This is a genomic window from Limnohabitans sp. YIMB22184, from assembly GCF_048020265.1.
Lineage (GTDB): Bacteria > Pseudomonadota > Gammaproteobacteria > Burkholderiales > Burkholderiaceae_C > Limnohabitans_A.
In genome coordinates, this window is the sequence record NZ_CP171843.1 from 1,327,128 (window position 1) to 1,341,986 (window position 14,859).

General features: G+C 55.0%; 12 protein-coding genes. 4 read left to right on the top strand and 8 right to left on the bottom strand.

The window, feature by feature from the left end:
* Nucleotides 1-8: 8 nt before the first annotated feature.
* Genes ACHEXL_RS06315 through ACHEXL_RS06330 form a run of 4 tightly spaced genes read left to right on the top strand, consistent with a single transcriptional unit; the run spans nt 9 to nt 5,281 of the window.
* Nucleotides 9-1,139 (top strand): efflux RND transporter periplasmic adaptor subunit, encoded by a 1,131-nt coding sequence (locus ACHEXL_RS06315; protein WP_108377208.1) that lies wholly within the window; start codon nt 9-11, stop codon nt 1,137-1,139.
* A gap of 12 nt (nt 1,140-1,151) precedes the next feature.
* Nucleotides 1,152-4,271 carry an efflux RND transporter permease subunit gene (locus ACHEXL_RS06320; RefSeq protein ID WP_416561130.1) on the top strand — a complete coding sequence of 1,040 codons (3,120 nt, stop codon included), beginning with the start codon at nt 1,152-1,154 and terminating at the stop codon, nt 4,269-4,271.
* 49 nt (nt 4,272-4,320) lie between these two features.
* Nucleotides 4,321-4,695: a hypothetical protein gene (locus tag ACHEXL_RS06325; RefSeq protein ID WP_053176209.1), complete on the top strand. Its 375-nt coding sequence runs from the start codon at nt 4,321-4,323 to the stop codon at nt 4,693-4,695.
* A 58-nt stretch (nt 4,696-4,753) separates the two neighbouring features.
* Nucleotides 4,754-5,281 (top strand): hypothetical protein, encoded by a 528-nt coding sequence (locus tag ACHEXL_RS06330; RefSeq protein WP_133239944.1) that lies wholly within the window; start codon nt 4,754-4,756, stop codon nt 5,279-5,281.
* 223 nt (nt 5,282-5,504) lie between these two features.
* On the opposite strand, the gene ACHEXL_RS06335 is transcribed toward ACHEXL_RS06330, so the two are convergent.
* The 8 genes from ACHEXL_RS06335 to mltG form a co-directional block, all read right to left on the bottom strand.
* Nucleotides 5,505-7,358 (bottom strand): hypothetical protein, encoded by a 1,854-nt coding sequence (locus ACHEXL_RS06335; protein WP_416561131.1) that lies wholly within the window; start codon nt 7,356-7,358, stop codon nt 5,505-5,507.
* A 4-nt stretch (nt 7,359-7,362) separates the two neighbouring features.
* Entirely contained in the window at nt 7,363-8,376 is a 1,014-nt protein-coding gene (locus ACHEXL_RS06340) for an ATP-binding protein (protein WP_053176200.1), read from the bottom strand.
* A complete protein-coding gene (locus ACHEXL_RS06345; RefSeq protein WP_291913172.1) occupies nt 8,376-10,445 on the bottom strand; it encodes a hypothetical protein in 2,070 nt (689 codons plus the stop codon). Before ACHEXL_RS06345 ends, ACHEXL_RS06340 begins: the two co-directional genes overlap by 1 nt.
* 89 nt (nt 10,446-10,534) lie before the next feature.
* Nucleotides 10,535-11,269, bottom strand: coding sequence for an ankyrin repeat domain-containing protein (locus ACHEXL_RS06350; RefSeq protein ID WP_416561132.1), 735 nt, complete (start codon nt 11,267-11,269; stop codon nt 10,535-10,537).
* A gap of 4 nt (nt 11,270-11,273) precedes the next feature.
* Complete coding sequence (locus tag ACHEXL_RS06355) at nt 11,274-12,083, bottom strand: TatD family hydrolase (protein WP_416561133.1); 810 nt, start codon at nt 12,081-12,083, stop codon at nt 11,274-11,276.
* 3 nt (nt 12,084-12,086) lie between these two features.
* Nucleotides 12,087-13,091: a DNA polymerase III subunit delta' gene (locus ACHEXL_RS06360; protein ID WP_416561134.1), complete on the bottom strand. Its 1,005-nt coding sequence runs from the start codon at nt 13,089-13,091 to the stop codon at nt 12,087-12,089.
* The gene (tmk, locus tag ACHEXL_RS06365) at nt 13,088-13,729 is read right to left on the bottom strand and encodes a dTMP kinase (protein WP_416561135.1); all 642 of its coding nucleotides are present in this window, start codon (nt 13,727-13,729) and stop codon (nt 13,088-13,090) included. The genes ACHEXL_RS06360 and tmk overlap by 4 nt, the downstream gene beginning before the upstream one ends.
* Nucleotides 13,730-13,788: 59 nt before the next feature.
* The gene (gene mltG, locus ACHEXL_RS06370) at nt 13,789-14,790 is read right to left on the bottom strand and encodes an endolytic transglycosylase MltG (protein ID WP_416561136.1); all 1,002 of its coding nucleotides are present in this window, start codon (nt 14,788-14,790) and stop codon (nt 13,789-13,791) included.
* Between the last annotated feature and the right edge of the window lie 69 nt (nt 14,791-14,859).

Genomic DNA, 14,859 nt, shown 5'->3' on the forward strand with positions numbered 1-14,859 from the left:
GCCTCAGCATGAAAACAATCAACACTTCAAAAAAACGCCACTGGATGGCACTGGCCACTGCTTTGACCCTTGCAGGTGCTGCACTGCCTACGTACGCGGGCGAAGGCCATGACCACGGCGCTGCGCCTGCGACGGCCAATGCCAATGGTCCACAGCGCATGGCCGATGGCAGCGTGTTTCTGCCCAAACCAGCCCAACGCCAACTGAATGTGCGCACGATGGTGGTGGAAACCGCTGAGCTGCCACGCGCCTTTGAACTCAATGGTCAGGTACTGATGGACCCCAACGCTGGGGGCAAAGTCCAGCCCATCAACGCCGGACGCATAGAACCCGGCCCTAATGGCCTGCCCAACGCAGGGCAAACCGTCAAGAAGGGACAGGTCTTGGCCTACGTCGTCCCTGCGTTCGCCCCCCTGGAGCGGGCCAGCCAGTTGACTCAATTGGCCGAATTTCGCGCTGCCAAAGCGCTTGCCGAAAAGCGTTTGGCACGTTTGCGCGAGTTGTCGGACACCGTACCGCGCAAGGAAGTGGAAGCCGCAGAGAGTGAGGTGCTCAGCCTGACCGATCGCATGTCGGCCGTCGGTGGCGGCCTCAGCAGCAAAGAAGCACTGGTCGCGCCTGTTTCTGGGGTGATTGCCTCGGCGCATGTCGTGGCAGGCCAAGTGGTGGACACGCGGGATTTGATTTTTGAAATTGTCGACCCGAAGCGGCTGCGCATTGAAGCCTTGGCTTTTGATGGCTCAGTGGCCAACAACATCGGCGGTGCCTCATTGGCTGTTGGCGACCAGCGCACGCCACTGGTTTTCATGGGTGCAGCGCGCAGTTTGCGCGAGCAAGCGCTGCCGCTGAACTTCCAAGTGCAAAGCCCGGAACTACTAGGTCTGGCCGTTGGACAGCCCGTCAAAGTCTATGTGCAGTCCAAGCAAAAGACACAGGGTATTGCGGTCCCCCAGTCGGCACTGATGAAAAACGCTGCCAATCAGAACGTGATGTGGGTCAAGTCTGCAGCTGAGCAGTTTGAACCCCGCACGGTGACGTTCGAGCCCCTGGATGGCGCGCGCGTCACGGTGATCTCGGGCTTGAAGTCTGGCGATCGTGTGGCGACCCAAGGTGCCACGCTCATCAACCAAGTCCGTTAAAGGGGTCACGATATGTTCAAGTGGCTTCTCGAAAATAGCCTGACCAACCGGCTTCTGGTGTTGATAGCGGGTGCCGTATTGATGGCTTACGGGGCATTCACATTGTCTCGAACGCCAGTCGATGTCTTTCCCGACCTCAACAAACCGACCGTGACGATCATGACCGAGGCGGGTGGCATGGCGCCCGAAGAGGTCGAGCAACTGATTACCTTTCCTCTGGAGACGGCCATGAATGGCTTGCCTGGGGTCGAATCGGTTCGTTCAACCTCTTCTGCTGGCCTGTCCTTTTTGTATGTCACCTTCAACTGGGACACGGAGATTTTTCGGGCACGCCAACTGGTGTCTGAACGCCTCTCGTCCATGGAAGAAGGTTTGGCTGCCGGGGTAATTCCACGGATGGGGCCTATCAGTTCCATCATGGGTGAGATCATGCAAATCGCTATTCCTGTCGATCCGCAGAAAATCTCCCCTATGGCCGTGCGTGAGTACGCCGACTGGGTGCTCCGGCCACGACTCTTGTCCATACCGGGTGTCGCACAGATCATCCCCATTGGCGGCGAAGTGCGTCAGTTTCAGGTGCAGCCCAATACAGCGCGCATGTCTGACTTGGGCATCTCCTTGGACCAGTTGGAGTCGGCGTTGCGCGGGTTTTCGGCCAACACCTCGGGGGGGTTTCTGGAACTCAACGGGCGCGAGTACCTGATTCGAAATCTTGGTCGCACTTCCCGTCTGGAGGACTTGCGCAATCTGGCCATCACCGCCAAGAACGGTCAGCCCATCTTGTTGCGCCAGATCGCTGAGGTCACTTTTGCCGCAGCCATCAAACGTGGGGATGCAGGCTTTGAGGGCAAGCCCGCCGTGATTCTGGGCGTTCAAAAGCAACCCACCGCTGACACGACCCGTTTGACACAGTCGATTGAAGAAGCGATTACGGATCTCAAGGCATCCCTTCCTGAGGGGATGGAGGCACCCCGTGTGACCTTCCGCCAGGCCAGCTTCATTGAGGCGTCGATCTCGACGCTGCAAGGCAAGTTGATCGGTGCGTCGCTGTTTGTGGCCGCGATCCTTTTCTTCTTCTTGGGCACAGTTCGACCCACCATCATCGCGCTCACCGCCATCCCAGTGTCCATCTTCATCACGGCACTGGTGTTCAAGTATTTTGGCTTGTCGATCAACACCATGACGCTTGGAGGACTGGCGATTGCCATTGGCGGACTGGTGGACGATGCCGTGGTGGATGTGGAAAACATCTTGCGGCGCATGAAAGAAGACCGTGCCAAGGACCCCAGTCAGCGCCTGTCGCTGCTCGCGCTCGTGGCCAAGGCGTCCATGGAAGTCCGCTCGGCGATCCTCTATGCGACGGTGATCATCGTGCTGGTCTTCCTGCCGCTTTTTGCTTTGCCGGGCCTGGAAGGCAAGTTGTTTGTGCCGCTGGGCATTGCCTTCATCATCTCGACACTGGCCTCTTTGTTGGTGTCGGTAACGATGACGCCGGTGCTGAGCTACTACCTCTTGCCGGGCATGAAAAACCTGGACCATGGCGACACCAAAGTGCTGGCATGGCTCAAGCAAGGCTACAAAGGCAGTTTGCAAAAAGTGCTGGACAAGCCACGCGTGGCGATAACCAGTGCATGTGTGGCGGTAGTGTTTGCAGCGGCGGCTGTTCCGTTTTTTCCGACCACCTTCTTGCCTCCTTTTAATGAAGGCACCTTGCTGGTGGGCATACGGCTGAACCCAGGCGTCACATTGACAGAGTCCTCTGACCTGGCACGCCAGGCTGAAGTGCTGGTCAAACAGGTGCCCGAAGTTCTGCATGTGGGCAGACGCAGCGGACGTGCTGAACTCGATGAGCATGCCGAAGGTGTTCATGTCAGCGAATTGGACGTGGGCATCAAACCCTCAGGCGAGTTGACGCGATCAATGGATGAGGTCCGTGCCGACATCCGTGCACGCTTGGTCAACCTGCCTGCTTCGATTGAGGTGGGGCAACCCATCTCACACCGCATCGACCACATGCTGTCTGGGGTGCGCTCCCAAATCGCCATCAAGATTTTTGGCGAAGACCTGGACGTGCTGCGCGGGCAAGCCGATGCGCTGCGCTCACGGCTGTCAGGTATCGAGGGCATAGCTGACCTGCAAATCGAAAAACAAGTTCTTGCACCCCAGATCAAGGTACGGTTGGACTATGCGGCAGCGGCGCAATACGGCCTGTCTGGCGCGCAAGTGCTTGCCACACTGCAGACCCTGGTGGAAGGTGAACGTGTCACGCAAATCATGGAGGGAGGTCGCCGCTTTGCGTTGGTTGTGCGTTTACCAGAATCCGCACGATCGCTGGAAGGCTTGGGCCAGGTGTTGATCGAAACACCCTCGGGCAGAATTCCGCTGTCCAAAATCGCAACGATTGAAGACGCCGATGGTCCCAACCAAATCAGTCGGGACAACGGCAAGCGGCGTATCGTGATTTCTGCCAACGCTTCGGGCCGCCCATTGTCAGAAGTTGTGGCCGACATACGCAAAGTGACGGCGGATTCTCGATTGCCAGAGGGCTACTTCATCACCCTTGGAGGACAGTTTCAGGCGCAAGAAGAAGCCTCGCGCCTGATCTCTTTGCTCTCGGTGGTCTCTGTGGTGTTGATGTTTGTGGTGCTTTACAGCCGCTACAAGTCCGCCGTTTTGTCGGCCTTGATCATGGTGAACATTCCCTTGGCGCTCGTGGGTGCCGTGTTGGGTCTTTGGCTGTCAGGTCAGCCCTTGTCGGTGGCCGCCTTGGTCGGGTTCATCACGTTGGCTGGCATTTCGGTGCGCAACGGCATTTTGAAAGTCAGCCATTACATCAACCTCATGCGCTTTGAGGGAGAGTCCTTCACCAAGCCCATGATCTTGCGCGGTTCGATGGAACGATTGAGCCCTGTGTTGATGACGGCCTTGGTGACTGCCTTCGCATTGGCACCCTTGCTCTTCGAGGCCGAACGCCCCGGCACCGAAATTTTGCACCCGGTCGCCGTGGTGATTTTCTCGGGCTTGATCAGCTCGACGCTGCTCGACACCTTTCTGACGCCTGCCATGTTTTGGCTCTTTGGCCGCAAACCTGCCGAGGCGCTTTTGCAAGACAAAGATGCTGAAGCATTCTGACCATTCATTCGTTTCTTTAACCTCAACCAAAACCTCAAAAGGACATCTCATGAAATTCCATACGCTCTTGATCACATCGTCGCTTTTTCTCAGCGGACTCGCATGGGCAGGGCCACACGATGCGGATCACAAACCCATGCAAGGTGGTGTTTTGACCACCGTCAAGGATGTTGACTACGAACTGGTCGCCAAACCTGATGTGCTGCAGTTGTTCGTGCGTGACCATGGCAAACCCGTTGACGTGAGTAAAACGACGGCAAAAGTCACACTGCTTTCTGGCGCTGACAAGCAAGAAGTTGAGTTGAAACCAACAGGCGACAAGCTTGAAGCCAAAGGTAGCTTCAAGGTAGCTCCTGGGACAAAGGTTGTTGCTCAATTCAGTTCAGCTGGGAAAACCACTTCTGCACGTTTTGTTCTGAAATGAGGCGTTTACAACTTACTTGTTTTTGCCACAAATGGTGGATCAATTTTGGGAAAATATTATGAAAACTTGGATTACTAAAACAATCGTCGTCTCAGCTTGCGTACTTGGCATCGCGGGCTGCGCTTCACCGGTTGATCGAATCGCTGAGAAGCCGCATTGCCATACGGATCGAGGAAGAAATGCTTACTGCACCAAAGATCCTGCACCCAGCATTGCCAAAGATGATGAAGCAAAGTTGTTTGCCTCAGTGCCTGAAGCTCTGACGGTTTACGTCGTGCGTTATTGGGGCGACGGACATCATCCGTTGGACATTTCTGTGGATGGTGGCGCAGCGATGGAGACTGTTCCAAACTCCATGATTCGCCTGCGATTAAAAGAGGGGACTCATCAAATCACCTTCAATGTTGGAGGCAAGACCTTTGATCGAACAATTTCAGGTACGAAGGGGGAAGTTCAGTTACTAGGGATTACGGGTACCGATTGGATCTGGGGCAACTCTTCACATTGGTGGACAGATGACTCAGTTGATCAACTCAAACGGCGCGCACTGCGTTCCCGTTTGATCAAAGACATCACTTTGCTTTGATGTTCTGGGGCCCCCGCCATGACTGTTTGTCATTGGCGGTGGGAGTGGCAGTGACGTTCATGGCGCAAACACTCAACACGCTTAGTTTCACAAACGCCTGCAATCAGCCTGAAGCTCAGGTTGATGCAATATCCTTATCGTCCGCTTATGGCCTGTACCTCACCCTCAAGGCAGTGATAGATGACCGGGTCTGAATTGGCCATATTTCAACGAAATCATTTCGCTATGAGACCAACCCGTTCAACCGAAAGGCTTCGATACGACGATCTGATGCGCAAAATCCATGCCGATCAATTTCACGTTCACATAAATATTTATATTGATCAAAACTCCTACATACCGGACTCGAAATAGCCTTCAAAGGGTGAGCAAAATTATGCTCATCGTTGGAGAGCGAGAGGTTGTTCATCTTGCAAAATTGAGCAAATTGCAGGCGCATAAAACCGAACAGGTCGGATGTTCGGACTGAAAAGACTTGAATTTTGTAGTCAACCAACCGTAGGTAAAAGTACCCTCCTGAGTAGAACAGGATTGATTTAATTCGTCGTCTGGGAGCGATGGACACATGGTGGATTTTCCAACCATCACAGAGTTCAACACTTGGCGCTGTGTGCCAACCATCACGCTCGGACCAAGTCAAACAAAGACCTGACCCACACTTTTGTTTCATCGCTTGGGTAAGGTTGTCATGATCCAAAACTCTTTGTGATTTGCTTCGTCCGATTTTTCGTGTCAATGCCAATGGCTCATCCACATAGCTTGTGAACTCCAGACTTCGTGCAGTAGGCCGGGTCACTGTGATCTGGAAAAGGTTCAATTGACGAATGTCATCGGTTGACCAAGTGCATCGTCCCTGTTTGATCTTGTATTCAACAAATCGCTCTGCTTCTTTCCAAACTGCCAGGCAGTACAGGCCAAAGACGTGACTTCGGACCCATAATGAATTCTCTGCTTTTGACGCCCTCTGAAGGTACTGCTCAAATCCAACGGACGCCTCACCCAAGAACTCTGAAAATTTGCATCTGTACCACCCTCCTTCTGGGGGGAATTTCTTACGCTCATCCCAACGCCTTATGTCCACCGTCGGCTCAACGGTTCTGGCCCAAATCAGCTCTATGAATGCCAGACGAGCTTGCCGGTTGGATCGCAGCAGTGCTGCAATCGCCTCTGGCGTTATGCACTTTCTGAATTGCCACACCCAATAATCAGATCGCGGAACCACGTGCCGACGCAAATACCGCGCTACAGATTTGTAGACATCTGTTGGTACAAAACTCATTCTCCAAAAATCAGTGTGACCACCCTGCTCGAATCCCAGCCGAGGTTTATTTGGTAGCTCTCGAAATTCAATACTCTTAGTTCTGTAGGCGTAACGGTAATTAGGTGTTTCATATTTGATCAATGCATTCGGATATGCGATAGCTTGGATTTCACACAATTCTTTGAGTCGAATGAGCCATTCTTCCTCGTGCAAAGCATCAAATTTTCTGTTCATGTACGAGGCCACATAAATGGCGCTCAACGACGTCAACCAATCGGCAAGAGGCTTGAGTTTTTCGGTGTCGATCAAACGATGATCGTTTCCGTGCAAGCGCGCTGGATCGAAATACTTCAGGCTTGAACATTGGCAGGTATTTGGATAAGCAAGAGACATGGCATCAACACGCTCTCCATCGTTCTTCATGCACGAACATTCGACGTGCAGAGGCTCCTCGTGGATCGGGCACTGATTGAGCAATTTCAGTGAAAAAAGTCTGGTGTGATACCCCAACTCCAAGCACTTTGGGCAGTAGCCGTTTTGGGGTGTGAACAAGAATTGCCAGCAGTATGGAATGAATCGATGATCACAAAATGAAAAAAATTGAACTGGCTCACCCATCAGTCGAGCCAAAACCCGAAGATCAACATTTTGAACCGAACGGCTTTGACTCTGCGCACGTTTCGCCCTGGGTGAAAAATCTTCACTCAGTGGAAAGTCAGAAATTCTGAGTTTGTTCAAGTGGGCCAGTTTTCTTAAGGTCAGCCAAAGTGACGTGTAAGGCAACAGCGTGCCTGGCTTCCATGTCAGAGTTGTCATGCGCTTACCCCTTTGGTGTTCGTCCCCTTGGTGCCCCCGCTGAAATAATCGCCATCAGGGCACCATGGCCAGAATGCTCGACGATTTCACTGATGGATTTTTTTGACAACACATCAGACACCGCTCGTCCAGACGCCAGCAAAAGGAGAATCCGTCTGCACACCACAGAGATGGTTTTCATTGGAATTTCATGCGGCCCGTCATAGCGATGCGGCAATTGGTTAATGAACTCTTCCCAAAGTGGTGCCGCATAACTGGCAATGCGAAATCCATTGCTCCAAAGCTCAGGGACGATGCTGGCAGTAAAAGATACACCCGACCCCTCAGGCCATTCAGAGCCTTCGTCATACCCGGACATCACGTACCCCAATTGCGCCTCATCGCAAATGCCATGAAACCTGGCAGCGGTAAGCAAGAACCTCGCAGCGACATGTGCACCGCCCGCCATGGCGAGATTGATCGGGTCATCCCGAAACTGAACAGAAGCGATGGAAATCACACACAACCGAATCCTCTTTTTCTCCAGCATGCTGTGCAGCTCGACAAGCCACAACCACTCGCGCATCGTCATGCCTTGTGCTTCGTCAATCACAAGTACAACAAAACGTCCGCCCGCCTGTGCTGACAATTGTTCAAAACGGTCCACGAGCATTCCCAAGCGTTCCGTTGGGCTACGTGTTGATCTGGCCAACCGATGCTTGGCTGCTTCCAGCAAATTTGCATAGAACCGCCCGGATGCGCTGGCACCGCCCGATTCGGTATGACTCCAGATCACCATCGGTATGAATCCTCCATACCTGGCAGCGAGCAAGCCTTCTAGCCAGTTATCAACAGCGCTGGATTTACCCAGTCGAGAGGCCCCATAAATGGTGGCACCATCAAATTGATCGTCTAGCCACCGTCCGATGGTGCTCACCATTTTTTCAATGGCGGGGGTGAACAACGAGTAATCTCTCGTGACCAGGGGATGGTCTTTGGGGATGTGCTCTGGAACGAGCTGAAAGTCTGAGTTTTCCATCACCAGGTCTTTGCCATGCGCATCTTGGGAAGTGGAGCGCTCTGGCTTGCAGATTTGGGTTTCGGCTCAGGTGGCGGTGAGGTGCCCTTCGTTTTCTTGGATGCTCCGGAGACCTTGGTCAGCTCTTCGGGCATGGCCTGACGGTTGATTTCACCCATGACGTCTGGCACCGAAAAGTTCGGCTCCTTCATTTCATCCAACGCTTGAGTGCTGGTCATCATGATTCGTCGCGCCTGCAGATAGGCCGGATGAACAGGTAGCTTTTTGTTGGCATGTATCTCAGCGTATTCAATTAACGCCTGGACGGGATCCCTATTGCCGGTCAGAAATAACAATCGCTTTGTCGCAAGTGCCCGAATGGCTTGCCGCATGTAAAGGGTGTGGGGTGATCGGTGCCACGGCGGTTGAACATGGACGGTTCCGTAGATCAGTCCATTTGAATCGGAGACTGTGGCCCAGCGTGCGTCTGTTTCGTCATCCAGTTGAAGCCATAGTTTTTTACCGAGAAGATCCGGACGTTGAACCAGCCACTCGGAGGTGTATTTGGCGTTCTCAAAGTTGAAATACGGTCTTTTGCCTGTGTATTCACCGCCAAGCAATGTGCAGACCTTTCTGGTTCCCGCCATTCTTTTAACGAGCTCCGGGTCAGCGTGACGAATGCGATTTTTTGTTTTGGCAGACAAGAAGTCCATTTGTGCAAGAGGACTGCGATAGCCCAGACCTGTATGTGGCGTGGCGTTGTAGTTCGCGATGGTGACATCCAGCAACTCCTCGGCATAGTCAAGTTGGAACTGGACCTCCGCAGCAATTTTTTCTGGATCTCGTCCTTTCTTATCTTCGTGACTGCTGCCTGTGCTCGGAGAGAGTCGGTGCATGGTGCCAGAGGCCAAAACCCTGAAAAACGACTCAATGAATGGCCGATCATCTTTGCTGCGCCTTGAACTGTAAGACGTAGGGTCTTGGGGTTTGATGACCTTGGCGCCAACAATATGCAGCAATGGCTCCTCGACTCTGGGGCAAACGTTGGCCAATGCGCCATCAACGCTGAACTCATTCCAGCAAGCTGACAAATAGACTTCAGAGTGTGCGGATGGCAAGGCCGCGCCTTCTGCGTACCCATCCTCACAAAACGTCAAGGTTCTTGGGGCCCACTTGGATAAAGCATTTTTGATGGTGATCAGAACGTCGAGCGCACTGCATTCGCGTCGCAAGCTGATGTGATACCCCAGAACTGCACGGGATCTGACGTCAATGATCACGATGATCCAGATGCGGCGGATTTTTCTGGGTTCATAACCGCCGTGAGGAGACGGCACCATGACCACCATTCGGCAGTCCAATTTGTGGGCATCACACTCGACCCGATCAAACAGCTTGAAATCAGGTCGTCGGGTTCCATCGGAGGCTTTGGCTTTTGCAATTGCGTCAGGCCCCCCCATTTTTGACATGGCTAAAAAAGGATGCTCTGCCAAAACCTTCTTGATGTACAGACGAACTGACTCATAGCCGAGCGACTCTGAATTGAATGGCCAGGCTTTCTGATCTTCCAAGCCAGCTTTTCTTAGCTCGTCAATGAACCATCGAAAGATCGTTTGAACATTGATCTTAGGGTGTGCAAGAGAATCGGCGTTATTGAGGATTCGTTTGTGAAAACGATCTTTCAAATCTTTGAACTGTGGACGTTCAAGTAGCCACTTCAACGCGCCGGTTGCTCCAGCCCCATTTTCGTGAACAACAGGTGCAGTTTGACGCTCGTAAGCGGTCACACGGAAATGTGGAAGTGCTCCTCGCCAACCAAAAATATCCCCATCTGAGTGCCTTTGAAGGCATCGGTTTGTGATGATTCGGTAGATATTGGATCGTTTTTCACCCGTTTTCTTCTGCAAAACTGCATCGGTAGCACCCTTGAGATACAGCTCAATGGCTTTTTTTCGGGCTAAAAATTTAGTTTTGCGAGCAGCTGACAAGCTGTTCTCATCCACCATAGGCCAATTGCCAAGGTCAATGCTCTGGCTCGATAGCTCAGAATTCGGAGTTGAGCGATATCCAATTCGTCCCGATAAAGCCATAGAACCTCCTAGTTAAAGGTCTATCCAAGACTCATTAAAAAGGAAGAATCACTTAACGTCAACTTTACTTGGAATTCGTAGCATCAACTTTACTTGGAAAGAGACACCCTCCAGAGGGAAGATCCAGCTGTTCGTAGCATCAAATTTACTTGTGTGAACGTTGCTACGCGGTTTCGCTGGCGTTGCAAGCCGACTTCGATCAGCTCTCGGGCATTTTGTCGGTTGCCGCGCACCGCAAAATCATGAGCGGACATGCCCAACTGATTCTTGAGGGTCAGGTCAGCCCCGGCCTGAATCAAAACCTTGACAGCTTCGGGACTGCCATACATGGCGGCCATCATCAAGGGCGTGGTGCCGTTGGGAGATTCCGCATCGATGTAGGCGCTTTGCTCGAGCAAAAACTCGATGACCCCCACCTGACCCGTTGAGGCCGCGTAATGCAGAGGTGTCCATCCGGGCTTGTTGACATCGGCATCGTTTTCCACGAGCTTTTTGACCAAGGGCAGATAACCTTTGAGTGCGGCCAGCATCAAGACGCTTTCATCCTTGTCGTTGCGGACTTCCACCTTGACTTTCGGCCATCCCGCCAACAGCTCCGCCACTTTGAGCGATGGCTCCCGCACGGCCAGCATCAGGCCAGAAACACCGGACGGATTGATCGTATTGGGATCGAAACCACGCTGCAACAAGCTCTGGACTGTTTTGACATCATCGAACTGGATCGCCTTGAAAAAGTCTTCGTAAGAGCCTGCACATGTGATGCTCATGGAAGAAAAAAATCCAGCAAAAACAATGATCTTTTTAAAGAATCGAAAGTTATACATGAGGTTATTCGGCCGATGTTCGGGCAAACAATTGAAGGAAATTGCGCGTGGTGAGTTCACCGATGGCCTCGCTCGTCGAGCCGCGCAATTCTCCGAGCAGCTTGGCCACAAAAGGCACGTAAGAAGGGTTGTTGGTCTTGCCCCGGTAAGGGACGGGAGCCAGGTAGGGGCTGTCGGTCTCGATGAGCAAGCGATCGTCGGGGACAAATTTGGCCACTTCGCGCAAATCGGCTGCCGTTTTGAAAGTCAGGATGCCTGAAAACGAGATGTAAAAACCCAGGTCCAAAGCAGCCCGGGCCACCTGCTGGCTTTCGGTGAAGCAATGGAAAACGCCTCCGGCGCACCCTGCTCCGCCGGTCTCGCCCTCTTCTTTCAGGATGGCGATGGTGTCGTCTGAAGCCTGCCGCGTGTGAATGACCAAAGGCAAGCCTGTCTGCCTGCCCGCCCGGATGTGCGTGCGAAAACGCTCGCGCTGCCATTCCATGTCGGCCACAGTGCGTCCGCCTTTGCGCTCGTCCATTTGGTAGTAATCGAGCCCTGTCTCGCCAATCGCCACCACTTTGGGGCGAGCGGCACCGTCCAGCAAGTCCTGTAAGCTGGGCTCACGCACACCTTCGTTGTCTGGGTGCACGCCCACCGTGGCCCACATGTTGTCGTGGGCCATGGCCAGACCGTGCACTTCGTCAAATTTCTCCAGGGTGGTGCAGATCACCAGGGCGCGGGTCACTTGGGCGGTTTGCATGGCTTGCTGGATGGTGGCCAGCTCGCTCATCAGCTCGGGAAAATTCAGGTGGCAATGAGAGTCGGTGTACATGGCTCAGCCCTTGGACATCAGGGTTTGTTGGGCATCGGCGGTCAGGGCTTCCAGCATCAGACCGGCATTAAAAGGGTGCTCGGCCGTGCGGGCAGATTGCATCAGGCGCTTGAACCAGTCGGTCAATACCGCCACAGAAGCTGCGCTGGGGGGCAATTGGCTTGGGTCAAAAAAGCGAGGCGAAGCGCCCGTTTGGCGCAGCACCAGGTCGTGGCAAAACTTTTGCAAGGCGTCAATGGCCTGAGCGGGGCTGAGCTCCGCCAAGTGCCGTGCATCACCTTGGCGCATGGCTTTGGGCAAATGGGCCCACCAGTCGGGCGACAAACCCGATTCCGCCTGTCGCAGCACATCGGCTGGCCGCCCGCCCGCGCTGCGCAGCAAGTCGTGCGCAACTGCAGCGGGCACGCCCTGCCCCGTGAGCCACGGCAACGCCTCTTCGGCTTCGGGCCACTTCATGGTGTGGGCCAAGCAGCGGCTGCGGATGGTGGGCAGCAGCATGTGGCTGGCCTCGGTGGCCAGCACAAAACGCACATCGCCCGGCGGCTCTTCCAGCGTTTTGAGCAAGGCGTTGGCCGTGATGGTGTTCATGCGCTCGGCCGGAAACACCAGCACCGCCTTGCCGCGCCCGCGTGCGTCGGTGCGCTGCGAAAATTCGACCGCGTCACGCATCGCGTCCACGCGGATCTCTTTGCTGGGCTTGCGAGTTTTCTTGTCGATCTCGTCCTGGGCCTTCTCGGACAAAGGCCAACCCAGCTCGATCATCACCGTCTCGGGCATCAACACGGCCAGGTCGGCATGGGTGCGCACAGCAATGGCGTGGCAGCTGGCGCAATCGCCGCAAGCGCCATGCGCCGTGGGCTTTTCGCAGAGCCATGCCGAGGCCAAAGCCAAAGCCAGCTCGTACTGGCCCAAACCTGATGGGCCTTGCAGCAACCAGGCGTGGCCTCGCTGGGCCAGCAAATCGGTGGTTTGCCGGGCAATCCAGGGGGCGTTCAAGACGGCGCTCATGCAGCGACACCTTGCAGCCAATCACTTACAACTCGGGACACCTCCGCGCTCACGGCATCGATGCTTTGCGCCGCGTCGATGCGGGCAAAACGGCTGGGCATCTCGGCTTGGCGGCGAGCGTAACCGGCCCGCACAGCGGCAAAAAAGTCAGCCGGTTGGGATTCAAATTTGTCCGGCACCCGGGCCGAAGCCAAGCGCTCGGCCGCAATCAAGGGATCCAGGTCGAACCAGACGGTGAGGTCGGGTTGCCGCAAAGAACCGTCAGGCAAACCTTGCACCATGCGCTCCAGCTGCCCCAACACCTGCCAGTTAAACCCGCGCCCACCGCCTTGGTAGGCAAAGGTGGCGTCGGTGAACCGGTCACACAAAACTACATCACTCCGGGCCAGTGCGGGTTCGATGATTTGAACCAGGTGTTCACGGCGGGCCGCAAACATCACCAGCGCCTCGGTCAGCGCATCCATCGGCTCATGCAGCACCAATTCGCGCAGTTTTTCAGAAAGTGACGTGCCGCCGGGCTCGCGGGTCAGCACCACCGCCCTGCCCGCTTGGCGAAACAGTTCGGCCACGCGGGCGATGTGCGTGGACTTGCCCGCGCCGTCGATGCCTTCAAAACTGATGAATGTGCCGCTGCTCATAAAGGTGTGAAATCCATCCCCAATTGTCGCCTATGCCACTGGCCAAGCCACACAGTCCATCACTGCCCGCGCTGGTAGCGGTTCACAGCCCGGTTGTGCTCGTCCAGCGTGGCGCTGAAATGGCTGCTGCCGTCGCCTTTGGCCACAAAATAAATGGCAGCCGTTTTGGCGGGTTGCACCGCAGCCAGCAAGGCGGCTTTGCCGGGCATGGCAATCGGCGTGGGCGGCAGTCCGGCACGGGTGTAAGTGTTCCAGGGGGTGTCGGTCGTCAGGTGCAGCCGACGTAAATTGCCGTCAAAAGCTTCACCCAGCCCATAAATCACCGTGGGGTCGGTCTGCAGGCGCATCCCGATGCGCAGCCGGTTGTTGAACACGCCCGAAATCTGCGCCCGATCTTGCGCCTTGCCGGTTTCCTTTTCGACAATACTGGCCAGAATCAACGCCTCTTCGGGCGATTGCAGCGATGCACCAGGCTGGCGCACCGCCCAAGCTTGCTGCAAGTGTTTGTCCATGGCTTTCATGGCCCGCTGCAGCACCGCCAAGTCACTGGTGCCTTTGGCGTACGAATACGTGTCCGGGTAAAACCGCCCTTCCGGGGCCACGCCAGGACGGCCCAGCTGCGCCATCAAGGCCTCGTCGCTCAGGGCCTGACTGTCGGGTTTGAGGGTTTCCGCCTTGGCCAAAGCCTGGCGCACCTGCCGCCAGTTCCAGCCTTCCACAATCGTCATGGTGCGCAGACTCTCCTCACCCCGCACCAACATGCTCAGCAAGAGTTGCGGCGATGTGCCCGGTGCAATTTCATAACTACCCGCCCGCATCTGGCGCGACTGGCCGGACAAGCGAAACCACGCATACAGCAGCGTGGGCGAGGTCTGAGCCCCGGCATCGGCCACGGCCTGGGCAATCGCCTTGGGGCTTGTACCCGGCTCGATGGACAGATCCAATGTGGCCTGGCCGGTGTCCATGGGTTGGTGCAGCCACCCGTAAGCGCCCCCCAGAAGGCCCAAGACCATGAGCAACAGGCTGACCAACCACTTCATCAAGCCTTTGAGCACGGCCATGTCCTTGTTAGGGTGTTGAAAACGTGGACGGGATGATAATTCACGCCTTGCCAGACGACCGAGCCGCCC